The following is a 22,875-nucleotide window of genomic DNA, read 5'->3' as shown; positions in this document are numbered from 1 at the left end:
AAAAAGATATTGCATACAAAAACTGAAGAATGTACACATTGATGAAATCGAAACCGAACGAGGAGAACTTCCATGCCAGTCATCGCCTTCGGCACATACGCATCGGACGGTCGGGAAGCTCCGGCGGTGATCTGCGACGGCGCGGTCTACGATGCCGGGGCGCTGCGGGAGGCGGGGCTGCACGTTCCGCACGGAAACTGGTCGAATGGCGAGGCGGCGCGGTTCCTGGAGAACCTCTGCGCGGATCGCAGCGACTGGGCCGCGATCGCGGAAGGCATCCGCGCGGCGGCGGCCGGCGGCAAGGTGCGCGCCGTTGCGGGTCAGGCCCGGCTTTCCGCGCCGTTCCGCCCGGGCCGGATTTTCTGCGCCGCGTCGAATTTCGTCGACCATGCCGACGAGATGGGAACGGTGCTTGCCGCCAAGGCGGAGAGCAAGCCCTACATGTTCCTCAAGCTCGAGGATTGCGTCATCGGGTCGGGCGAGCCGGTCAGGATGCCCGCCGAGACCAACCAGCTCGATTGGGAGGTCGAGCTGGCCGCGGTTATCGGCAAGCGTGCGCGTCATGTTTCCGTTGCCGATGCGCTCAGCCATGTGGCCGCCTACACGGTCGTCAACGACGTGACCGCCCGCGACATGAATGTGCGCGGCGACTATCCGTTCAAGTTCGACTGGTTCCAGGGCAAGTGCCATGACAGCTTCGCGCCCTTCGGCCCGTGGTTGGTGCCGGCCTCGCAGATCCCCGATCCGCAGAAGGTCCGGCTCAGCCTGACGGTCAATGGCGAGGTGATGCAGGAGGGCACCGCCGAGGAGATGATCTGGAAGGTCAACGAGCAGATCGCCTATCTCTCGACGATCGTGACGCTGAAGCCCGGCGACGTGATCGCGACCGGTACGCCGACCGGCGTGGGCATGGGGCGCGGCATTTTCCTCAAGCGCGGCGACGTGATGACGGCGGCGATTGCCGAGATCGGGGAGATCACCAATCCGGTGGAGTGACCGTATCGAGTAAACCGACAATCTAGGGAGGATTGATCATGCAGAACAGAAGGCGTGCATTGCGCATCACGGCGGCTGCCATTGCCATGGCGGCATTCATGGCCAGGCCGGCGGGAGCTGCCGAGGAGATCAGCTTCAACATGGCATGGCTGCCGCAAGGCAGCGTCGCCGGCCCGATCATCGCGAAGGCGAAGGGCTGGTTCGACGAGGCCGGGCTCGATGTCACCCTGTCGCGCGGTTATGGTGGCTCGCGCACGGCCAACGAGGTCGACCAGGGCATGTTCACGGTCGGATACGTCGATCCGATCAACGTCGCGCTCAATCGCCAGAACGGCGGCAGCCTGCGCATGATCGGCGTCGTCAACGGGGTCTGGCCCGCGGGCGTGTGCTACGTGAAGAAGGAAGGCGCCGAGCGGCGGGGCATCGACGATATCATCGGCCTGAAGATGGGCGGCGGCGCGGCATCCCCGGTCCACAACATCCTTCCCGCCTGGCTGGAAATGAACGGACGCGCGCGCGACGGGATTTCGCTTCTGCGGCTCGATCCGGCCGTGGTCGACGCCTCGCTTCTCGAGGGCAGGATCGACCTGGCCGAATGCTGGCGGGCCTCCAATCGCGCGGTGCTGCAGAAGATCGCCCGCAGCTCCGGAAAGGAAGTCGGCTGGATCGAGTATTCGGACCACGGCCTCAACGCCTATGGCAGCGGCTTCGTCGCCACCGAGGCGAGCATCGCCGGGAAGCCGGATGCCCTGCGCGCATTCCTGGAAGCCTCCTATCGCGGCTATGCCTTCGCCATGGAGGAGCCGGAAGCGGCGCGCGACATCCTTGTCGGCGCCTATCCGAGCCTCGATCCGGAGATCACGCTTCAGCAGATCAGGGAACTCGCCTCGCTGTTGGCGCCTTCAGGGGAGATCGAGGCGACGTTCGATGCCGGCCGTATCGAGGCGACTCACGCCCTGATGGTCAAGGCGTTCGACCTGAAGCCGGATGCGGTCCAGCCGGATCAGCTCTTCACCAACGCATTGGCTGACTAAGATGGCGGCCGGTCCCGCCGTTCGTGGCGGGCCGGCACCTTTCAAGCCAGGGAGATCGAGATGGCAAAACCGAAGCCCCGCAAGATGGGACACCTCGTGCTGCATGTGCGCGACATCCGCAAGTCCTTCGAATTCTACACCGAGGTTGTCGGTCTGACCCTTTCGGACTGGATCGAGGACAAGCTGGTCTTCCTGCGCTGCGGCGCGGACCACCATGATCTCGCGCTTGTGCAGATCCCGCCCGATGCCGGGAACCGCGAGGATCTCTACCGCGTCAACCGGCCGGGCCTCGAGCATTTCGCCTATGAGCTGGGTTCGCTGGAGGAGATCGAGGCGGCCGCCCGCCATATCCAGTCGAAGGGCGTCAGGATCGAGCGCGGCATCGGCAAGCACGGCCCGGGCGAGAACCTGTTCCTCGTCTTCAAGGATCCCGACAACAACAATGTCGAGTTCTATGCCGACATGGTCCAGGTGACCGAGGAGGCCCCGTACGATCCGAGCGTCTGGAAAGACGACGTGACCGCTTTCGATCAGTGGAAGTTCGAGAAGTTCCTGGTCGAGCCGCCCAAGGGCTGGGGTGAGGACTGATGCGGTACGGTTTGGTGGAGTTTGTCGCATGAGCGCGTTGTTTTCGAAGCTGCGGCTCCCGGAGATCGTTTTCTTCGGCCTCATCGCGCTCTTGTGGGAGATGGCGCCCGACTGGTTCGGCATCCGGCCCTATCTGCTTCCCCCGCTCTCGTCGGTGCTGGCGGCCCTGTGGACCAATGCGGGCGAGCTCTACCGCCACAGCCTGGTCACCCTGAACGAGGTGGTTGTCGGATATCTCTGGGCGGTTGTCGGCGGCCTCGCGCTTGGCCTGGCCATTCATGCCGTGCCGCTCGCGCGCCGCACCGTCTACCCGCTGATCATCCTCTTCCAGGGCCTGCCGAAAGTGGCACTGGCGCCGTTGATGGTGATCTGGTTCGGCTACGGGCTGACCTCGAAGGTGCTGATGGCGTTCCTCTTCGCCTTCTTCCCGATGGTCATCGGCATGCTCGGCGGACTGGAAAGCGTTCCCTCGCATCTGCGGGAGCATTTCGATGCGATCGGCGCCTCGCGCTGGACACGGTTCTGGCGGCTGCAGATGCCGGCGGCGCTGCCCTCGATCGTCGATGCCTGCAAGACCGCCATGCCGCTCGCCGTGATCGGCGCCATCGTCGGCGAATTCGTCGGTGCGGAAGGGGGGCTTGGCTACGTCATCCTCTCGGCCAACGCCTCGGCGCGCTCGGATCTCCTGTTTGCCGCGCTGGTGGTGATCTCAATCCTTTCGACGCTGCTCTACCTCATGGTCGAACTCCTGGGGCGCAGGGTCTGGTGGCGCGGCATCTGAACCGCGCCCGCCAAAGACGCAGTTACCACATCCACATGAAGCCAAAGGAGAATCTCAATGGCCAAGCTACGTCACGTTGCCATCCAAGTTCAGGACCATGCCACGGCGGCACAGTTCTATGTCGATGCGCTGGGCATGGAGATCGTCGGCCAGACCGACTCGCCCCTTGCCTCCGGCACCTATGTGTCCGACGGCACCGTCACGCTCGCGCTGCTTCAGTACAAGGCCGACGAATGGGCCGGCCGCAACAAGGATGACATCGCGATCAACCACATCGGGTTCTGGGTGGACGATCTCGACGAGCAGAGCGACCTGATCAAGAAGAACGGCGGAACCTTCTTCAAGGAGCTGCCGCTGTCCAAGGACTCGCTCTACTACGAGATGAAGTTCCTGGATCCGAACGGCATCATCTTCGATGTTTCGCACAATGGCTGGGTCGGGGCATCGAAGTGACGAGCCCACTCATCCCGGCGGATGCGAATGCATCCGCCGGGGCCATCAGCATCCGCGGGTTGTCGAAGACCTTCGGGGCGCTGAAGGTTCTCGAAGACGTCAACTGCACCATCGGGGAGGCGGAATTCGTCTCGATCCTGGGGCCGAGCGGTTGCGGCAAGAGCACGATCCTGAGGATCATTGCCGGCCTGATCGCACCCGATAACGGTGCCGAACTGAACCTCCTTGGTCAGCCGCTGACGGGACACAGCGAACAGGTGGGGGTCGTGTTCCAGACCCACAACATGCTGCCCTGGCTGACTGTCGAGAAGAACATCAGGCTCAACTGCGAGGTCCGCGGCATCGCGCGTGAGGAGATTTCGCGCCGTGTCGACGAGATCCTGCCGGTTCTCAAGCTCGAAGGGTTTCGCGACAAGTACCCGCATCAGATATCCGGCGGCATGAAGCAGCGGGCCGCACTCGGCCAGACGCTGATCGCGCAACCGAAGGTGCTGTTGCTCGACGAGCCTTTCGGTGCCCTCGACGCGCTGACGCGCGACCAGCTCAATGTCGAGCTGCTGCGCCTCTGGCAAAAGATCAGAAAGACGGTCGTCCTGATCACACACAGCATCTCGGAAGCCATCTTCCTGTCGGACCGCGTGCTCGTCATGTCGGACCGGCCGGCGCGGATGATCAACGATGTCAGGATCGACCTGCCGCGGCCGCGCGATCCCAAGACAACCCGGGAAGACCCGCGCTTCGGCCAGTACGTAACCCAGCTCAGCGCGCTCATGGGCGTGAACTAGACTGAAATCCTCGGAGACCGGAACTCATGGACCTGCAACGCTTTCACGGCATGTCGCCCGCCCTTGCGACGCCCTTCACCGCGAACCAGGAGCTGGACCTCGACAGGCTCGATGCCCTGATCGACGGGTATCTGTCCTGCGGGGTTCATGGCATTTCGGTCGCCGGCAGCCAGGGCGAGTTTTTCTCGCTGGACGAGGCGGAACACATCGCGCTGCTCGAGCGCTGCGTGAAGGCGGTCGGCGGGCGGGTTCCCGTGGTGGCCGGTTGCGCGCGCTCGAACCTGACCGAGACACGGCGGGTGCTCGCTGCCGCCGAGAAGATCGGCATCGACATGGCCATGCTGATCACGCCCTATTTCGTGCAGCCGAGCCAGCCGGAGCTCGCTGCGCATTTCATCGGCCTGGCGGGGGAAACGAAGCTCCCCGTGCTCCTCTACAACAATCCGCCGCGCACCAGCGTCAACATCGCCCCGCAAACCCTTGTCTCGGTGATGGATGCCGCGCCGAATGTGGTCGGCATCAAGGATTCTGCCGGCGACATGACGCAGTCGGTCGAGTATCTGGTGACGACGGACCGCCGCGCGCTGTTGTTCTCAGGCCGCGACACGCTCACGTTCTCCATGCTTCTCAATGGCGGGCACGGTGCGGTCTCTCCGGCCTGCAATGTCTTTCCGCGTCTCCTGGTCAGGCTCCATGACATGGCCGTCTCGGGCGATCTGGCGGAAGCGCGGCGCATTTCCGACCTGCTGTCGCCTTTGCGCGCGGCCTGGGTTCTCGGCTCCTTCCCCGTCGTCATCAAGGAGGCGATGATGATGGCCGGGCGCAGTGCCGGCCCGACGCGCGCGCCGGTCGGCCCGCTTGGCGCGGACGCGCATGCCAGGCTGAAATCCGTCGTCGATGCGATCATGCCGGAAGAAGAGGCATTGGCGCGATGAGCTGCGCAACCGGCCTGTTCGGAGCGTTGAGCCCTTGTGCCGAGGATCTGGTGACGCGCATCTTCCTGGATGCGCGCAGCCAGAACGGCTGGAAGGACACACCGGTTCTTGATGCGGAGCTGCACCGGATCTGGGCGCTGACCCGATGGGCGCCGACCTCGGCCAATTGCTCGCCGATGCGGGTGAAGTTCGTCCGGCCGGGTCCTGCGCAGGAGACGCTGCTCGGTTTCGTCGACGAGGGCAACCTTGCCAAGGTGCGGGCCGCGCCGGTCACAGCGATCCTCGGGTACGATCTGGCTTTTTATGAGCAGTTCGAGGTTCTGTTTCCGCACCGGCCCGCCGTGCGCGAGTGGTTCGCCGGCCCGGAGAATGCCGAGCGGGCGCACATGACCGCGATCCGCAATGGCACGTTGCAAGCCGGCTTCTTCATGCTGGCGGCGCGCGCCGTCGGCCTTGACTGCGGGCCGCTGTCGGGCTTCGACCACGAGGGCGTCGACCGGGCGTTCTGGCAGGGAACCGAGATCCGCACCAACTTCCTTTGCAGCCTCGGCCATGGCGATCCGGCATGCCTGTTCCCCCGCCACCCGCGCTTCGGTTTCGATGATGTCTGCGAAATCCTCTGATCCCGGCGCGGCTGCCGTTGGCGAGGACGGCGCGTTGCACCTTTCGCTCGGCCGCATCGGGCTGCAATCCGGCGAGGCGCTGGACGAGGCCGTGATGGTCGTGAAGACATTCGGCCATCTCAATGCCCGGCGCGACAACGCGGTGGTCATCCCGACCTCGTTCGGCGCCGGCCATCGCGATTTCGAGTGGATGGTCGGGGCCGGTTCACTGTTCGATCCGGCACGCTATTTCGTCGTGATTGCCAACCTGTTCGGCAACGGCCTCTCGACCTCGCCCGGCAACAGCGCCGCCTTCGCGGCCGGCCAGCCCTTTCCCCTGGTGAGCGCCTATGACAATGCGCTCGCGCAGAAATACGTCCTTGAGCGGTTCTTCGGCGTGCGCCGCATCGCGGTGGCGGCAGGCTGGTCCATGGGCGGGCAGATCGCCTGGCACATGGCGTCGCTGTTTCCCGACGATGTCGCAAATCTCGTCGCGATCTGCGCCACGGCGAAGACCTCGGCGCACAATCATGTCTTCCTCGAGGGCGCCAGGGCGGTGCTGACGGCGGATGGCGCCTATGACGCGGAGGCCGGCCGCTTCGTGCGCGCGCCGACGCGCGCCTTGCCGGCGCTCGGGCGGTTTTACGCCGGCTGGGCGCTGTCGCAGGCCTTCTATCGCGACGAGTGCTGGCGAACGGCGGGTTACGACAGTCTGGAGAGCTTTCTCAAAGGCTACTGGGAGGCGGCTTTCATCGAAAGGAACGCCGACAATCTGCTGGCTCACATCGCCACCTGGCAGGCGGCCGATATCTCGACCAACGATCGCCACCGGGGTGATCTCGTCAAGGCAATCGCTGCGGTGCGCGCCCGCGTCCTGCTGATGCCCGCCCGCTCGGATCTCTATTTCCGGGAAACCGACGTGAAGGCCGAGGCAGCGCATCTCGGTGACGTCCGCGTTGCCAGCCTGGTCTCGCCCTGGGGGCACCGCGCAGGCAATCCGGTGAGCAGCCCTTCGGACCGGGACTTCATCGTGAACCGGGTGCGCGATTTCATCTCATGCTGACAGCATCGCTTCTTTCCCTTGCGGACTGGGGTCTGCTTGCCGCGGCGGCGTTCGCGGCCGGCATCCTCAACACGATTGCCGGCGGGGGGAGTTTCCTGACCTTCCCCGCCCTCGTCTATGTGGGCGTTCCCCCGGTCATGGCGAATGCCACCAGCGCGTTTGCCGTGACGCCGGGCTATGTCGGCGGGGCGCTCGGATTCCGGCGGGAGTTGAAGACGCTGGATGGCGGCATGCTGCTGCGCATTTGTGCCGCGGGCATAACGGGGGGCATTCTCGGCGGATTGCTGCTGACGGTCACGCCCGCCAGCATGTTCAACGCGATCGTGCCGGGCCTGCTCCTGTTCGCCACCGTCATTTTCGCGCTTGGCGAGCGCATGGTTCCGCTCATGCGCGGGGGCGGCATATCGCCGGCGCTCGGGGTCTTCGTGGTTGCCGTCTATGGCGGCTATTTCAACGGCGGCCTGGGGATTGTGCTTCTTGCCCTCTTTGCCCTTCTGGGCATGACCAGCCTGCCGCTGATGAACGGCCTCAAGAACCTTCTGTCGTTCTTTCTCTCCTGCGCTTCGCTTGCCGTCTTCGCGCTCGGAGGTCTCATTGACTGGCGGCCGGCGGCGCTGATGGCCGTGTTCGCGATCGCCGGAGGATTTGCCGGTGCCGGCGTGTCCAGAAGGATCTCGAAACCTCACCTGCAGATATTGATCGTCGTGACGGGGGTCGTGATGAGCGGCGTGTTCTTCTATCGGCTTTTCTGACGGCAGGGCCCATCTGGAGGCAATGCGCGTCCGCGCATCTTGTAACCAGGGTGCGCGGACGCGTGTTTTGCCCTTGGCCCGTGCCGGCGCTCCCGTCAGCCGCCGCGGGCGATCACCACCTGGCGCTGGGCACCGAGCTTCTCCACCGAAAGTTCCACCACGTCGCCGGACCGCAGGAAGCGCGGCGGCGCGAAGCCGAGCCCGACGCCTTCCGGCGTGCCGGTGGCGACGATGTCGCCGGGCATCAGGCGCATGAAATGCGACATGTAGGAGATGATCGTGGCGACGCCGAAGATCATGTCCGAGGTGGAACTGTCCTGCATCCGCTCCCCGTTGACCGAGAGCGTCAGGGCAAGGTCCTGCGGGTCGCCGACCTCGTCGGGCGTCACCAGCCAGGGGCCGAGCGGGCCGAAATTCCTTGCCGACTTGCCCTTGATCCATTGCCCGCCGCGCTCGATCTGAAAGGCGCGCTCGCTGACATCGTTGACGGTGCAGTAACCGGCGACATGGTCGAGCGCGTCCGCCTCCTCGACATATTCGCATTCGCGCCCGATGACGACGCCGAGCTCCACCTCCCAGTCGGTCTTGAGCGAACCCTTGGGCAGGATGATCGGATCGTCGGGGCCGCAGATGCTTGAGGTGGACTTGGAGAAGAGCACCGGCTCGGCAGGTTCCGGGTTGCTGGTCTCCCTTGCGTGCCGGGCATAGTTCAGCCCGACCGCGTAGAAATTCCGGGCCGAGCCGACGCAAGGACCGATGCGGGTGTCGGCCGGAACGGACGGAAGGGCGGACAGGTCGGCGTCGGCCAGCCGTGCCAGCGTCTCACAGGTGATCGTCGCCGGCGTGAAATCGTCGATCAGGGCGGAGAGATCACGGATCGTGCCGGCGCCGTCGAGGCAGCCGGGCCTTTCCGCGCCTGTCGGTCCAAAGCGGAGAAACTTCATGCGTCGTCCTTTCGGTTCGTGAAACGGGCAGGCTGTTCAGGCGGAGCGCAGGATCATGTCGGCCGCCTTCTCGGCGATCATTACAACCGGGGTTGCCGTATTGCCGGAGACGATGCGCGGCATGATCGAGGCATCGACCACCCTGAGGCCCTTGAGCCCGCGCAGGCGAAGCCGGGGGTCGACCACGGCCTGCTCGTCGACACCCATCCGGCAGGTGCCAACGGGATGAAAGATCGTGGTGCCGATGTCGCCGGCAGCGCGGACGAGGTCCGCGTCGGAGACGATCTCCGCGCCCGGCAGGGCCTCTTGCGGCGCGTATTTCCGCAAGGCGGGCATGGTCATCAGCTTGCGGGCATGGCGCAGGGAGCGCAGGGCAATCTGGCGGTCGCCGGGTGTCGTCAGGTAGCGCGGCGAGATTTCCGGCGCGGCGTCCTTTGCGTTGCGCGCAAGATGCACCGTTCCCCGGCTCTCGGGCCTGAGGTTGCACACCGAAACGGTGACGGCGGGGTAGGGGTGGAGCGGTTCGCCCAGCCGGTCGGTCGACAGCGGCTGGATGTGGTATTCGAGATCGGGCGTTGCCTGCTCGGGGCCGCTGCGGGTGAAGATGCCGAGCTGGCTCGGCGCCATGGAAAGCGGCCCCGACCGGCTCCACAGATATTCGGCCGCCATCGAGATCTTGCCGGTGAGCGAGTTGGCGATCTGGTTGAGCGTCAGCGCGTTTTCGACACGGAACACCATGCGCAGCTGCAGGTGGTCCTGCAGGTTCTCGCCAATCTCGTCCCGCTCGTGCAGCACCTCGATCCCGGTCTCTTTCAGCCGCTTGCCCTGGCCGATGCCGGACATTTCCAGCAACACCGGAGAATGGATTGCGCCGGCCGCGAGCAGGACTTCGCCGCGGGTGCGGGCCTCGCTCACCCTGTTTGCGCGGGTGAAGATCACGCCGGCGGCGCGGCCGTTCTCGACGGCGATGCGCCTTACCTCGGCACCCGTCAGAACGCGCAGGTTGGGGCGCTTCAGGGCGGGCTTGAGAAAGGCCCGCGCCGCGCTCCAGCGCCGTCCGTTCTTCTGGTTGACCTCGAAATAGCCCGCCCCCTCGTTGTCGCCGGAGTTGAAATCCGTGCTGTGCGGAATGCCCATCTCCAGCGCGGCCGCCTGCACGTCCTCGAGCAACTCCCATTTCAGCCGCTGGCGCGCCACCTTCCACTCGCCGCCGGCGCGTGCAGTCGACCGTCCGCGTCGGGGCGGTCCTCGGAGCGCAGGAAGTGCGGCAGCACATCCTCCCATCCCCAGCCGGTGTTGCCGAGCGCGGCCCAGCCGTCATAGTCGGCGGCCTGGCCGCGCATGGAGATCATGCCGTTGATCGAGCTGCAGCCGCCCAGCACCTTCCCGCGCGGATAGGCGAGCGAGCGTCCGTTGAGCCCGTCTTCCGGCGTGGTGGCGAGCATCCAGTCGCTGCGCGGATTGCCCATGCAGTAGAGATAGCCGACGGGAATATGGATCCAGGGGTGGGTGTCCCTGCCGCCCGCTTCCAGCAGGAGGACGCGGTTGCGCGGATCGGCGGTCAGGCGGTTGGCGAGGACGCAGCCGGCGGTTCCCGCGCCGATGATGATGTAGTCGTAGTCGCCGTCGATGGTGGACGTCATTGGGTATCCAGAGTGTCTTGCCGGTGGCGAGGCGGGGTCAGTAGAGCGCGATGGCCGGGAAGGCGATCAACAGCCCGACCGCGATCATCTGGAGGCAGATGAAGGGCAGCAGCGAGCGGAAGATCTCGCCGAGCGAGATGTCCGGCGGCGTCACGCTTTTCAGGTAGAAGGCGGCCGGTCCGAACGGCGGCGTCAGGAACGACACCTGCATGTTCATGGCGAAGAGGACGCCGAACCAGACGGGATCGTAGCCGAGGCCGATGATGATCGGCACGAAGATCGGCATGGTCAGAAGCGCGATGCCGACCCAGTCGAGGAACATGCCCAGCACGAAGAGGATGAGCATCATCAGAAGGATGATGACGGTGGGCGAATCCGAGACGCCGGTGATCAGCGAGGAGATGAAGCGGATGCCGCCCATCAGGTTGTAGACGCCGACAAGGGCGCTGGCGCCGATGCCGATCCACATGATCATGCCGACGGTGGCGAGCGTGTGCATCGCCGCGTCGAGCAGCATCGGGAACGAGAACTCCCGTCGCAGGATCGTCGAGGCGATCACGCCGGCAACGCCGATGGCCGAGGCTTCCGTCACCGAGGCGATGCCGCCATAGATCGATCCGAGCACGACGGAAACCACCAGTATCGGCAGAACCAGGCCGCGCAGCAGCGGCAGCATCTCGGCAAGCGAGGGGCGTTCGTCCGGAGGGGGAGGCGCGACCGTGGGATCGGTGTAGGAGCGCAGCAGGATGTAGCCGATATAGAGCCCGGCCAGCATGAAGCCCGGCACGAAGGCGGCGGTGAACAGCTCGCCGACGGAGACATTCGCCGTCAGGCCGTAGATGATCAGCACGATGGAGGGCGGCACCATGGTTCCGAGTGAACCGCCGGCGCACACGACGCCGATGGCCAGCCGGCGATCATAGCCGAGCCGTAGCATCTGCGGCAGGGCGACGAGGCCGAGCAGCACGATCTCGCCGCCGATGATGCCGCTCATCGCAGCGAGGATTACTGCGACGAAGATGGTCTGGACCGCCACGCCGCCGCGCAGGCGCCCGCCGACCAGTTTCATCGCGTCGAAGAGATCGCGGGCGATGCCGGAGCGGTCGAGGATCGCCGCCATCAGCACGAACATCGGCACGGAGACGAAGACGAAGGACGAGACGAACGAATAGACGCGGCTGGTGATCAGCGGCACCGCGTTGGGGCCGAACCAGCCGATGGCGAAGACCAGGGCCACCAGCAGCGTGACAAGGGCAAGCGGCATGCCCGTCAGCAGCAGCATCACCAGCAGGGCGAACAGGACCAGCGTGCCGTATTCGATGCCCAGCGCCTTCAGGTTCACTCCGAGGTCGAGAAGCTCAAGCATCGTCGTGCCTTTCCGGTGGCGTCGGGCCGCGCAGGTAATTGAGCGTGAGGAGCAGGAACTGGACGCTCATCGTCACGAGGACGACGAGGAGAAACAGCTTCAGGAGCGCCGGGGCGGGCGAGTTCCAGGCGCTGCCGCTGGTTTCCAGGAAGAAGCTGCCATCGGGGCGAAACGTTGCCTTCATCGCCATCAGCCAGGCCGCCCAGGCGAAGAAGGCGCTGGCGCAAAGGCAGGCGATCGAGATCAGCACGTCGAGGAGGTTGCGCAGCCGAGCGCCGACGATGTCGTAGAGCAGCACGACGCGGATATGACTGTTGCGCGCGACGCAGTAGAGGCCGCCGAAGATGAAGGTGACGGCGCTCAGGAAGGTGGTCGTCTCGTGCGCCCAGGTGGTGGGCGAGTTGAAGACGTAGCGCAGGAAGATTTCCAGGACGAGCACGGCCATGGCGATGAGGATGCCGACGGCGAAAAGGCGTGCGACGCGCGTGATGGCCCAACCGAGCCGGCCTGCCTGAGGCAGATATTCGCGCGGCGTGGCGGCAGTGTCGGCGGTTTCTGGACGCGGGTCCGGCGCTGGGGGCATGGCGAGCCACTCCGGTCTGGTGCACGGTGCTGTCGGGGAGATCCGGTTTGTCGGAAAGAATGCGGGCGGGCGCGACGGCGCGCCCGCCCCGGTCCTGCCATATCAGTTCAGCAGGCCCTGGCTCTTCAGGTAGGTGGTCAGCTTGTCGTAGACCTTCTGGGCGTTCTCAGAGCGCTCGGCGACCTTGGCCCACTGATCCATGGCGATCGTGCGGAACCTGGCGCGCTCATCCGCCGACCAGTCATGGACGGTGATGTTCGGGTCGGCGGTGGCTTCCGCGTAGGCCTTCAGGTCGTTCATCGACAGGATGGCGACGGAATCCTGCGCGAAGTCGCGCACCGAGACCGTGAGGATCGCCTGCAGGTCGGCCGGCAGCGCGTTCCACTTCTCCAGGTTCATCGACACCTCGACGAGGGGCATGGAATGGAAGCCGGGATAGACCGGGTGCACGGCGACCTTGTGCAGGCCTTGCTGGTGATTGGTCGAGAAGACCGTGGAGTCCGCGGCATCGATCACGCCCTTGTCGAGCGCGGTGTAGACCTCCGAATAAGGCAGGTTGACCGGCACCGCGCCGGCTGCGGCGAAGACTTCCTGGATCAGCCCTTCGGGCGCGCGGACCTTCAGGCCCTTGAGGTCGTCAACGCCGTTGAGCGGACGCCTTGAGACGAAGCCTTCAAGGCCGGTCGTGGTCGCGCCGATGAAGCGCAGGCCATAAGGGCCTTCCAGCTCGTTCATCAGTTCGTGCCCGCCGCCGTAGTTGATGAAGCGGAACATCTCGTCGGGCGACGACCAGGCGCCGGTCGGGTTGGCGATCAGGCCGAAGGCCGGGTCCTTGCCGGAGAAGTAGCTGACGTCGGTGATATGGCCGTCGAGGATGCCGGAACCGACGGCTTCCTGGGTCTCGTTGTATTCGACCACGGCTCCGACCGGCAGGAGTTCGATCGTGAGACGGCCGCCGGACATCTCCTTGACGCGATCGGTCCAGGCCTGCTGGATGGCGAAGTTCGGATTGCCCGCCGGATCGACCGACTGGAACGTGAGCTGGAACTCCTGCGCCACGGCGCTGGTGCCGGTCATCAGACAGGCTGCGACGACGGCGTTGAACAGTGTTTTTCTCATGGTTTTCCTCCCAGGGGTGGACATGTTTGGCTGATCCCATGTCCTTGGACCGTGTCGCGGGTGCTTCCCGCGAAGGCGGTTGCTCGTGTCAGGCGACACCGCTCAGCGGTGTCGCGACCGGTGTGTTCACGAGGTTGCGCAGGCTGCCCTCGCGCAGGAACTGCATGGCCGTCTCCACCGACAGGCGGCGGGCGTCGGCGACGCTTTCCGGGCTCGACCAGGCCGCATGCGGGGTGACGAACAGCCGTTCCCCGACGATCGGGTCGGCTCCGTTCGCATAGGCTCGGGCGATGGCGTCCGCAGGCGAGGGCGGCTCGACCGGCAGCACGTCTATGCCGGCGCCGGCGATCGTGCCCTTGCGCAGGGCGTCGAGCAGGGCATCCACGTCGACAATGGCGCCGCGGGCCGTGTTGATCAGCACCGCGTGCGGGCGCATCTGCGACAGGCGCCCGGCGTCGATCATCTTCAGCGTCTGCGGTGTCAGGGGGCAGTGAAGGCTGACGACGTCGCTTTGGGCGAGCAGTTCCTCAAGCCTGTCGCAGCGGTCGACACCGGCGGCGATCTCCGTCCCGCGGGAAACCAGGGGGTCGTAGGCCAGAACCCGCATGCCGAAGGCCTTGGCCCGGAGCGCCGCGGCGATGCCGATGCGCCCGAGCCCGACAATGCCGAAGGTCTTGCCACGGAGGCGGGAGAGAAGCGGCGCGCGGGCATGGTCGAAGCCCTCCTGCGGCGAGGCCATCAGGTTGCGATGGTAGGAGCCGATGCCGCGGCGCAGGGTCAGCATCAGGGCGATGGCGTGATCGGCCACCTCGCTGGTGCCGTAGTCGGGTGTGTTGCAGACGGGGATGCCGGCGGCGGCCGCCGCCTCGAGGTCGATATGGTCGAAGCCGACGCCGGCCCGCACGATGATCCGGCAGCGTTCCAGCTTCGTGATCATCTCCCGCGTCACCGGCATCTCGTGCCAGACCACCATCGCGTCGCAACCGCGCAGCACCGCCTCCGGCAGGCGTTCGAAGCTGCGCTCCCGGTGAATATCCCAGTCCACCTCGTCGCCGGCCGTCGCCCTCTCGATCTCGGCGTCGTCCGGGTATTGGGCGTCGGGGGTGAGCAGGCGAAGGCGGGTCATGGAAACCTCTTGGAGTTCTGCGGCGCGATTGGGAACGCGATTGGCGATTGACGTTTCTATTCTAGAATTCTAGAATTTTACGAAATGTCAAACGGTTTTTATCGCGCTTGAAAAAGTCCGGAATTCAGGTGATTTCAGGCTTGTCGTCCGCGTTGGACCGCACCCGGACCGGGAAGGAGAGGGCCTTGTCACTTACCCAGGACGCCTGCGAGCGGCTTCGCGAGGCCATCGTTTCGGGCAAGTTCGAGTTCGGCGAACGGCTGTCGGAGGAGCAGATCGCGCGGGCATTGGGCATGAGCAAGGCGCCGGTGCGCGCGGCCTTCATGGACCTGCGCGACATGGGACTTGTCACCATCGTGCCGCAGGCGGGTACTTATGTTGTCACCCCCTCGCGGCAGGACGTGGAGGCGATGAGCCGCTTCCGCGCGATGCTGGAACGCGAGGCGCTGGAGACGGCCCTTGCGCGGGATCCGGACGCTTTGGTGCATCGGCTGAATGGCGCGATTTCGCAGATGCAGCATGCGATCGATGTGGGCGAATGGTGGCTCTACAGCCGCGCCGACAGCGCCTATCACAGGGCGATCCTGCAGATGGCGGGCAACCGCTACCTGGAGAAGGCCTACGACCTGACGGCGAACGCGCTGGAGGCGTTGCGTGCCCGGCTGCAGTCGGGCGAGGGCAATTTCTGGAGCCGCTCCTTCGCCGAGCATATCGAACTGCGCGACCTCGTCTCGCGCCGGGAATTCGAGGCGGCGCAGGCCCTGCTGCAGGAGCATATCCTGATCATCAACCGGTCGCTGTCGCTGCCGGAAACGGACCCGCAGGCCCGCCAGAAGGGCAAGCGGCGGTCGGACGAGGAATGCCTGGAAATCCTCTCTGCCCCTCTGGCGCCGTGATGCCGGCGGCCGCTCCCGGCGGGGCGTGATCGCCGTTGTCCCCGTTCACTATACGGGGAAAAGGGGCTGTCCCGCGCGGCAGGCGGAGAACCGGAGGGGCGCCTGAAACGACGGAAACGTTCCGGCGGACTTGTGCAAACGCGACAATTCCGAGCAAAAAACTGCGTCAAATTGCAGCTTTTTTTATCGAAATTGTCGCATTTTTTAGCCGATCGCCTCCAGTGGAGCGTCAAGTTGCAGCGGTTGCCGGCCGGCCGCGACAGGTTCCTGCCGGCCCGGCGTCACCCCGTCCAGGTGCAAAACGGTGTCGGCGACCGCCCGGACCAGCTCGGCATTGTGGCTGACCAGAACGAGCGACAACCCGCGTTCGGCGACACAGTCGCGCAACAGCATCATCGTCTCGCGCTGGACGATCGGATCGAGCCGGGATGTCGGCTCGTCGGCGACGATCAGCCAGGGGTCGAGCATCAGCAGGCGCGCCAGCGCCAGGCGCTGTGCCTCGCCGCCCGACACCTCGCCGATGCGGCGCGTGAGCAAGGCGGGGGCGAGCCTCAGGCGCTCGAGAACCGGTCGCAGGGCCTCCATGTCCGGGCGGCTGGCCGACAGGGCCATGACATCGTGCAGCTGGGCGCCGACGCTGCGATGCGGCGCGAAGACCGTGGCGGGATCCTGGTGAAGCTTCTGGAAGCGCCGCCGCAGCCGCCGCAATCCGCCGCGATCCCTCAGGATGTCGCAGCCGCGCCAGGATACCTCACCGTGCAGCGGCGGGAGCAAACCGAGCAACACGTTGCCGAGCGTGCTCTTGCCGACGCCGCTCGGGCCGGTCACGGCCAGCACCTCGCCGCGATGCACATGCAGGTCGAGATCGCGGAAAAGGGGGCGTGCGGGGTGGTGCGCCGCGCTGAGGTCGTGCGCCGCAAGCACGACGTCGTCGGAAGCCAGACAGGTCGGGCAGGCCGGCCAGTTGCGGGGATCGGCGGCAAGCCACGCACGCGAATAGGGATGCCGGGGCCGTGACAGGACCTCGTCCGTCGCGCCCGTCTCGACGATCTCGCCGTCCTTCATGATGGCGACGCGGCCGGCCAGCGCGCGGACCACGGCAAGATCGTGGGTGATGACGAGAAGCGTCTTTCCCTCGTCGTTGAGCTGCCGGAGAAGTCCGGTGACCCGCCCGATGCGGTCTGTGTCGAGGCCCTTGGTCGGCTCGTCGGCGATCACAAGCCCGGCCGGACTGGCAGCGGCGTTGGCGATCAGGACGCGCTGCGCCATGCCGCCGGAGACCTCGAAAGGGTAAAGGCCGCCGGTCGCGGCCGGAAGGTCGACCCGGGCAAGCTGGTCGGCGATCCCCGATCCGTTCGCGGGGACAACGAGTTGCCGGGCGATGCGGGCAAGCGGATCGAGAGCGGCCGCCGGCTCCTGCGGCACGATGCAGGTCTCGCGGTCCCAAAGTGCGCGAAGGCAGGCCCGGTCCCGCGCATCGACGACCTTGCCATCGGCAAAGCGAAACGCGCCGCGCGCGTCGAGGTCCCCGGGCAGCAGGCCCATGGCCGCCTGGGCAAGCAGGCTCTTGCCGGAACCGGTCTCGCCGATGACGCAAAGCACCTCTCCGGAACGCAAGGCGAGAGGACCGATGTTCAAAAGCGGCGTTCCGGTCCGGTCGACGATTTCGAGACTGTCGAGCGAGAAGGCGTGCGCGGTCATTCCTGTCCTCCTGCGAGATGCGCGGCGATGCTCTCGCCGACAAGGGTGAAGGCGAAGACGCTTGCAACGATGGCAAGGCAGGGCGCCAGGATCTGCACCGGCGCTTCCGGTGCGTAGGGGAGCAGTTCGCCGATCATCGCGCCCCATTCGGGCGTGGGCGGCTCGAGGCCAAGGCCGAGAAAACCCAGCGATGAAATCGTCAGGATCGCGGAGCCGACGCCGAGCGCGGCAAGCGAGACGGTCTGGCGCAGCACGGGCGGCAACAAGTGATGACGCAGGATGTGGCCTGACGAGAAGCCGGCGAGCCGGGCGGCCTCGACATGGGTTTCCTGCAAGGCGACGCGTGCGTTGGCGCGCGCCATGCGGGCAAAGAGCGGCCACAGGGCAATCTGGATGCCGATCGCCATGGGCAGCAGGCCGCCGCCGGTGAGCCCGGCCAAGAGCAGGGCCAGCAACAGGCCTGGAAACGCGAGGACGAGATCGGCGAGGCGCATGATGAGGGTATCGGAGAACCGGCCGCCAAGCGCGGCCGCGAGACCGAGCAGCACGCCCAGCACCGCCGTCGAGGCGACACAGGCAAGGGCGATGCCGAGCGAGCGCGGGGCACCGTGCAGAACCCGGGAGAGAATGTCGCGGCCAAGGTGATCCGTGCCGAGCAGATGGCCGGCTCCCGGCGGGACCAGCACCGCCATCAGATCCTGGCGGTTCGGGTCCGGCAGGGGAAGCCAGAAAGGGGCAAGGCTCGACACGGCAAGGAGGCCGGCAAGCGCCAGGCCGACGGCAAGGCCGTGCGACGGCCGGCGGCGCGGGCGGGCGAGGTCGGTAATGCTCATACGCTGCCCATCCGTCGCAGGCGCGGGTCGAGCCGGTAGCAGGCAAGGTCCGCCGCAAGGTTGGCGAGGGCGTAGACGAGGCCGATCAGCAGCCCGGCGCCCATGATCATCGGAATGTCACGGGCCAGCAGCGAGCGGATCAGCAGGTTGCCGAGGCCAGGAAAGCCGAACAGGGTCTCGACGACGACAAAGCCGTCGATCATGTAGGCCATCTGCAGGGCCATGAAGGTGACGACCGGGATGGCTGCGTTGCGCAAGCCGTGGCGCCGGAAGGCCGCGCCGGGCGGCAGGCCGCGGATCTCGGCATAGGTCATGAAGAAGGCCGAACGGACATCGACCACGGCATTGCGCACGACCCGCACCGAATAGGCGGCAAGGCCAAGGGCAAGCGTCAGGGCGGGCAGCACCATGTGGGCGACCGACCGGTAGCCGGCCGGGGGCAGCCAGCGAAGCCAGAGCGCGAACAGCGAGATCAGCAATACGCCGACAAGGAAGGCCGGTGTCGAGGCAAGAAGCACGGCCAGCCCCTGGGTCACGCGGTCGAGCCAGCCGCCGGGACGCCTGCCGGCGGCAAGACCCAGCGGGATGGCGACCAGATAGGAGAGTGCCCAGCCGGCCAGTCCGAGCACCAGCGTCAGCCGGGCATGGGTCGCGAGTTCCTCGCCCACCGGCCTGCCGCTGACCATCGAGACGCCGAGGTCGCCGCTGGCGAGCCGACCGATCCAGGTCGCGTATTGCACGGACAGGGGGCGGTCGAGCCCCTCCTCGCGGCGGATGCGTTCCGTCAGTTCCGGCGTCAACCGGTCCTGGCCGGTGCGTGCGGCGGCGACGCTGAGGGCGAGGTCGCCGGGCAGGGCCTGGACGAAGGCAAAGCACAGCGTCGCCAGGACGAGGGCGACTGCGGCCGCCTGCGCGAGGCGCGCGCCGATGATCCGGGCGAGCTGCATCATCCCGCCAGGGACACGTCTTGCAGGTTGAAACGCAGCTCGAACGGATCGCCGCGAAAGCCCGACAGGCGCCGGTTGACGGCGATGATCTGGTCGTACCAGACGACCGGGATCAGGGGCACCTCCTCGTGAATGATGCCGATGATGCGGCGGCGCAGGCCGGCCTGCCGTTCCGCGTCGGCTTCCCGCAGGTAGCGTTCGACAAGGGTGCGCAGTTCCTCGTTCTTCCAGCCTGTCGTTCCGGCGGCTCCGGGGGGGATCGTGTCGCTGGCGAAATCGGCGGCCACCGTCCCGATCGGATCGGGGACGATCGCCAGGTTGCGGGAGGTCAGGCCCATGTCGAGGCTTCCGTCGCGCTGGGCCTCGAAGATCGCCGTCCATTCGCCGATGCCGATGGTCAAATCGTAGCCGATCTCGCGAAACTGCGCCTGCATGGCCGTGGCGATGACGGGAAGCTCGGGCCGGTTGGCGAAGGTCAGGATTTCGCCGGAGAAACGGACGCCGTCCTTCATGCGCATGCCGTCCGTGCCGCGTTCCCAGCCGGCGTCGTCAAGCAGTGCATTGGCAGCTGCAACGTCCTTCTTGTGCGGAGCGATGTCGTCGAAATGCCAGTTGGCGAGGACCGGCGGCATGTACTGGGTGGCGGCGAGCGCCGGGTTGCGCATGATGCCGGTGGCAATCGCCTGCCGGTCGAGGGCCATGTTGATGGCCTGGCGGCAGCGCCTGTCGGAAAATTGCGGTTTGGCACAGTTCAGCATCAGGGTGTGAACGCGCGGGACGACCGGCCGGTCGATCGTCATCAGGCCGGTTGCCTCGACACGGCGAATGCTCGGGGCGGGGATGTTGAAGACAAGGTCGCTGTCGCCGGCGATGGCGATATTGCCGCGCGTTTCGCCGTTGGGGACGGCATCGTATTGCACCGTCTCCACCGTGCCTTTGCCGCCGCGCCAGGCGTCGTGACGCACCAGCCGCATGGCGTGGGGCAGCTCGAGTTCGTCAAGGCGGAAGGGACCGGTGCCGACGGGCCGCTCGAGCGTGCCGGAGGCGGAGAAGGACGACCGCGCGACGATGGCGGCGGAATTGTCGACCAGATAGGACAGGAACGGGCCGAACGGTTCGTCCAGCGAGAAGACGAGATCGTTGTCCTCGACGTCGATCGCGGCGATCCCGGCGCGCTTGAGATAGAGCGATTCCCCGATCAGGCGTTCAAGGCTTTCGGCGACCTCGCGCGCCGTGCAGGGCGTGCCGTCGTGAAAGACGAGGTCGCCGCGGATGCCGAGCCGCCAGCGCGTCGCGTCCTCGTTGACCGACCAGCTTTCCGCCAGCGCGGCTTCCAGGCGGCCTTTCTCGTCCACCGCCATGAGCGTCTCGACGATGCCGGGGCGGGTAAAGGAATAACCGGAATTGGCAAGATTGGTCGAGCGGATCTCCCAGGGCTGGGCGATGCGAACCTGCGGGCCGCCGGCTGCCGCCATGGCAATGCGCGAGGGCAGGGCCGCCGCGCCCGCGAGCAGCGCCGTGCCGGCCAGAACGTGTCGGCGGGAGAGATGTGCAAGGTTCATGGCGTCATCCTTTGGGTGGCGGTATTGCGGAAAAGTCGCAGCCGGGGAGCGAAGGCGACGAGGGCCGCGGCCGCGACCACGACCGCCGCGCCGACGAGGCTGAGGGGAGCCGGAACAAGGGCGAAGACGGCAAGATCGAAGCCCATGGCCCAGAGCATCGCGGTGTATTCGAACGGGGCGAGGGTGGAGACGGGCGCGCGGGCGACGGCCTCCGTCATCGCGATATGGGCAAGGCCGCCGCACAGGCCCGCGCCGACAAGCCACACAAGCGTCGTTCCGTGGGCATCGCTCCAGCCGAAGGGCGCGGTGGCAAGGCCGGCGAGGGCGCAAACGAGCGCGAAGTAAAAGGCGATGGTTCCGGCCGGCTCGGTCGCCGTCAGCCGCTTGATCTCGACCTTCGCCGAGGCGGTGGTGAGGGCGCAGGCAAGCCCGGCGGCGACGCCCAGAAGCGTCGAGATGTCGGGCGCCGGCCCGTTGAAGGCCGGTGCCAGCATCAGCCCGATGCCGGCGAACCCGAGGCCGGCGGCGCCGATCACCAGCGGGTCCGGCCGCTCCTTCAGGAAAATCATGGCGAAGGGAATGGCGACCAGCGGCGCCAGGAAGCCGAGGGCGGTGGCGAGCGCCAGCGGCAGATGGGCGAGGGAGAGGAATGAGAAGAACATCGCGGCGCAGCCGAAGGCGCTGCGGCGCAGATGCCCGAGCGGATTGCGGGTCGCAAGGGCTGCCGGGAACCGGCCGATGATCACCAGGTAGACGACGATCGGCACCAGCGCGACGGCGCTGCGCCAGAACACGATCTGTCCGACCGGCGCCTCGAAGGAGGCGAGCCGGACACACAGCGACATGCAGGCGAACAGGCCCGTTGCCGCAAGCCGAAGGGCGATGCCGGCGGCGGGGCTGCCGCTGTCCGGCGCGCGTTGTGCGAAAGAGGGGACGGTCATGCGGTGCGGGATCCGGATTGGGGTTTCAGGCTGCGTGTTTCAGGCGAGGGGATTCAGGTGGAGGGTTTGGTGGCGGACAGCAGGAAGGTGCGGCCGCCATACCCGGCGACGAGGCGCAGGCGCTCGCTCCAGCTCGCCGCCTGCCACTGGCGGCGGCGCACGGACGAGAGCGTGTCGAGTTGCATGTCGGTGAAGCCCGCATCGGCCAGCATCAGGTGAAGCTCGCGGGCCTTCAGGCCCTGGCGGAAGTGAACCTGTGCCATGATCCGTTCATGTGCGGCCTGGTCCCACAGGGGGCGGTTGCCCCGCAGGCGGTCGAGCGTCCGCGACAGGGTCACGAGAAGGCGGGAGAGGGCCGTGGTCGAAACCCAGTCGCCGTCGGCGATGACAAGCCGGCCGCCCGGCTTCAGCACGCGCCACCAGTCGGCGAAGGCGGCGACGGGGTCGACCAGCGTCCAGACCAGGTGCCGGCAGACAACAGCGTCATAGGCATTGTCGGCCATCATGGTGTTCTCGGCATCGCCGAGATGGAAACGGACGCGGGTTTCGGGATGCTTGCGGCGGGCCCGCTCGATCATCGCCTCGCAGAGATCGATCGCGTCGATGTCGCAGCCGATGCGCGCGAGAACGCGGGTGATTTCGCCGGTGCCGGAGGCCAGTTCGAGCACGCGGGCGCCGTCGGCGATCCGCCCGTGACGGCGGAACAGGGATGCCCAGGCGAGCAGCTCCGCATCGGTGCGGATCTTGTGTCCGAAGGAGAGATCGAAGGTCTCGGCGCGGCTCGTCCAGTAGTCGCGAATCTCGTCCTTGACGGAGAAATTCGCCCTGCTGGCCTCAAGGGGCAGCCTCGTCGCAATCGTCATTCGCTCATCCACGCTTCAGGTGCATCGGCAGGGCCGAAGCGGAGAGCATGGACACGCGAAGTACACGCGATCGGATCGAGCGGGCGCACCAAGCGCTCCGGTGCACCCCGCCCGGACCGAGAACAAGCGTGCAGGCAGGTCTCCTGGCTCGCGGGTCGTCACGATACGGCCGCCTTCCCGGATGTCTCCAGTGGCTGATGGCCGATCGCTCGCCGCTCACAGTTGCGGGGGCAGCCGCGGATTTGAACCGCGTTCCCTTTTCAGCCCGGACCTGAGATCCGGGCCACCATGCACGTGGGAACAAGGAATAGTTGCCGGCCCGGCAGGCGTCAACACAAAGGCGAGAAGGCATCGGGATCATC

General features: G+C 66.4%; 22 protein-coding genes, 1 pseudogene and 1 riboswitch. Of the genes and pseudogenes, 11 read left to right on the top strand and 12 right to left on the bottom strand.

Annotated elements, in window-relative coordinates:
* Positions 1-72 precede the first annotated feature (72 nt).
* Genes ACQY46_RS22810 through ACQY46_RS22765 form a run of 10 tightly spaced genes read left to right on the top strand, consistent with a single transcriptional unit; the run spans position 73 to position 7,989 of the window.
* Complete coding sequence (locus ACQY46_RS22810; RefSeq protein WP_428698248.1) at positions 73-996, top strand: fumarylacetoacetate hydrolase family protein; 924 nt, start codon at positions 73-75, stop codon at positions 994-996.
* Positions 997-1,034: 38 nt separating this feature from the next.
* A complete protein-coding gene (locus ACQY46_RS22805; RefSeq protein WP_428698247.1) occupies positions 1,035-2,030 on the top strand; it encodes an ABC transporter substrate-binding protein in 996 nt (331 codons plus the stop codon).
* A gap of 60 nt (positions 2,031-2,090) precedes the next feature.
* Positions 2,091-2,618, top strand: coding sequence for a VOC family protein (locus ACQY46_RS22800; protein ID WP_428698246.1), 528 nt, complete (start codon positions 2,091-2,093; stop codon positions 2,616-2,618).
* A 28-nt stretch (positions 2,619-2,646) separates the two neighbouring features.
* On the top strand, positions 2,647-3,399 hold the full coding sequence (locus tag ACQY46_RS22795; RefSeq protein WP_428698245.1) for an ABC transporter permease: 753 nt from the start codon (positions 2,647-2,649) through the stop codon (positions 3,397-3,399).
* A 57-nt stretch (positions 3,400-3,456) separates the two neighbouring features.
* The gene (locus ACQY46_RS22790; protein WP_428698244.1) at positions 3,457-3,852 is read left to right on the top strand and encodes a VOC family protein; all 396 of its coding nucleotides are present in this window, start codon (positions 3,457-3,459) and stop codon (positions 3,850-3,852) included.
* A complete protein-coding gene (locus tag ACQY46_RS22785; RefSeq protein ID WP_428698243.1) occupies positions 3,849-4,637 on the top strand; it encodes an ABC transporter ATP-binding protein in 789 nt (262 codons plus the stop codon). Before ACQY46_RS22790 ends, ACQY46_RS22785 begins: the two co-directional genes overlap by 4 nt.
* A gap of 26 nt (positions 4,638-4,663) precedes the next feature.
* Positions 4,664-5,572 carry a 4-hydroxy-tetrahydrodipicolinate synthase gene (gene dapA, locus ACQY46_RS22780; RefSeq protein ID WP_428698242.1) on the top strand — a complete coding sequence of 303 codons (909 nt, stop codon included), beginning with the start codon at positions 4,664-4,666 and terminating at the stop codon, positions 5,570-5,572.
* Positions 5,569-6,195, top strand: coding sequence for a malonic semialdehyde reductase (locus ACQY46_RS22775; protein ID WP_428698241.1), 627 nt, complete (start codon positions 5,569-5,571; stop codon positions 6,193-6,195). Before dapA ends, ACQY46_RS22775 begins: the two co-directional genes overlap by 4 nt.
* On the top strand, positions 6,176-7,237 hold the full coding sequence (locus ACQY46_RS22770; protein WP_428698240.1) for an alpha/beta fold hydrolase: 1,062 nt from the start codon (positions 6,176-6,178) through the stop codon (positions 7,235-7,237). The genes ACQY46_RS22775 and ACQY46_RS22770 overlap by 20 nt, the downstream gene beginning before the upstream one ends.
* Positions 7,231-7,989: a sulfite exporter TauE/SafE family protein gene (locus tag ACQY46_RS22765; protein WP_428698239.1), complete on the top strand. Its 759-nt coding sequence runs from the start codon at positions 7,231-7,233 to the stop codon at positions 7,987-7,989. Before ACQY46_RS22770 ends, ACQY46_RS22765 begins: the two co-directional genes overlap by 7 nt.
* A gap of 95 nt (positions 7,990-8,084) precedes the next feature.
* Here the strand turns inward: ACQY46_RS22765 and ACQY46_RS22760 are convergent, their stop codons facing one another.
* From ACQY46_RS22760 to ACQY46_RS22735, 6 genes and pseudogenes are all read right to left on the bottom strand, one after another.
* Entirely contained in the window at positions 8,085-8,933 is an 849-nt protein-coding gene (locus tag ACQY46_RS22760) for a fumarylacetoacetate hydrolase family protein (RefSeq protein WP_428698238.1), read from the bottom strand.
* Positions 8,934-8,969: 36 nt separating this feature from the next.
* Positions 8,970-10,576, bottom strand: a pseudogene (locus ACQY46_RS22755) (GMC family oxidoreductase).
* Between the two features lie 37 nt (positions 10,577-10,613).
* On the bottom strand, positions 10,614-11,942 hold the full coding sequence (locus ACQY46_RS22750; protein ID WP_428698237.1) for a TRAP transporter large permease: 1,329 nt from the start codon (positions 11,940-11,942) through the stop codon (positions 10,614-10,616).
* The gene (locus tag ACQY46_RS22745) at positions 11,935-12,525 is read right to left on the bottom strand and encodes a TRAP transporter small permease subunit (protein ID WP_428698236.1); all 591 of its coding nucleotides are present in this window, start codon (positions 12,523-12,525) and stop codon (positions 11,935-11,937) included. The genes ACQY46_RS22750 and ACQY46_RS22745 overlap by 8 nt, the downstream gene beginning before the upstream one ends.
* Positions 12,526-12,627: 102 nt before the next feature.
* A complete protein-coding gene (locus ACQY46_RS22740) occupies positions 12,628-13,644 on the bottom strand; it encodes a TRAP transporter substrate-binding protein (protein WP_428698235.1) in 1,017 nt (338 codons plus the stop codon).
* Positions 13,645-13,732: 88 nt separating this feature from the next.
* The gene (locus tag ACQY46_RS22735) at positions 13,733-14,770 is read right to left on the bottom strand and encodes a C-terminal binding protein (RefSeq protein WP_428698234.1); all 1,038 of its coding nucleotides are present in this window, start codon (positions 14,768-14,770) and stop codon (positions 13,733-13,735) included.
* 185 nt (positions 14,771-14,955) lie between these two features.
* On the opposite strand from ACQY46_RS22735, the gene ACQY46_RS22730 reads away from it, so the two are divergent.
* The gene (locus ACQY46_RS22730) at positions 14,956-15,666 is read left to right on the top strand and encodes a GntR family transcriptional regulator (RefSeq protein ID WP_428698233.1); all 711 of its coding nucleotides are present in this window, start codon (positions 14,956-14,958) and stop codon (positions 15,664-15,666) included.
* A gap of 204 nt (positions 15,667-15,870) precedes the next feature.
* Here the strand turns inward: ACQY46_RS22730 and ACQY46_RS22725 are convergent, their stop codons facing one another.
* Genes ACQY46_RS22725 through ACQY46_RS22700 form a run of 6 tightly spaced genes read right to left on the bottom strand, consistent with a single transcriptional unit; the run spans position 15,871 to position 22,513 of the window.
* Positions 15,871-17,367: an ABC transporter ATP-binding protein gene (locus ACQY46_RS22725; RefSeq protein WP_428698232.1), complete on the bottom strand. Its 1,497-nt coding sequence runs from the start codon at positions 17,365-17,367 to the stop codon at positions 15,871-15,873.
* Positions 17,364-18,200: an ABC transporter permease gene (locus tag ACQY46_RS22720; RefSeq protein ID WP_428698231.1), complete on the bottom strand. Its 837-nt coding sequence runs from the start codon at positions 18,198-18,200 to the stop codon at positions 17,364-17,366. The genes ACQY46_RS22725 and ACQY46_RS22720 overlap by 4 nt, the downstream gene beginning before the upstream one ends.
* Entirely contained in the window at positions 18,197-19,150 is a 954-nt protein-coding gene (locus tag ACQY46_RS22715) for an ABC transporter permease (RefSeq protein ID WP_428698230.1), read from the bottom strand. Before ACQY46_RS22715 ends, ACQY46_RS22720 begins: the two co-directional genes overlap by 4 nt.
* A complete protein-coding gene (locus tag ACQY46_RS22710; RefSeq protein ID WP_428698229.1) occupies positions 19,147-20,709 on the bottom strand; it encodes an ABC transporter substrate-binding protein in 1,563 nt (520 codons plus the stop codon). Before ACQY46_RS22710 ends, ACQY46_RS22715 begins: the two co-directional genes overlap by 4 nt.
* On the bottom strand, positions 20,706-21,650 hold the full coding sequence (locus tag ACQY46_RS22705) for a DMT family transporter (RefSeq protein WP_428698228.1): 945 nt from the start codon (positions 21,648-21,650) through the stop codon (positions 20,706-20,708). Before ACQY46_RS22705 ends, ACQY46_RS22710 begins: the two co-directional genes overlap by 4 nt.
* A 53-nt stretch (positions 21,651-21,703) precedes the next feature.
* The gene (locus ACQY46_RS22700) at positions 21,704-22,513 is read right to left on the bottom strand and encodes a class I SAM-dependent methyltransferase (RefSeq protein ID WP_428698227.1); all 810 of its coding nucleotides are present in this window, start codon (positions 22,511-22,513) and stop codon (positions 21,704-21,706) included.
* Positions 22,514-22,629: 116 nt separating this feature from the next.
* Positions 22,630-22,820, bottom strand: a riboswitch (cobalamin riboswitch).
* Positions 22,821-22,875 lie beyond the last annotated feature (55 nt).

It is taken from the genome of Stappia sp. (assembly GCF_965276915.1).
In the GTDB taxonomy this organism is placed as follows: domain Bacteria; phylum Pseudomonadota; class Alphaproteobacteria; order Rhizobiales; family Stappiaceae; genus Stappia.
Note: the sequence above shows the minus strand (reverse complement) of the source record. Positions and strands in the feature narration are given on the sequence as shown.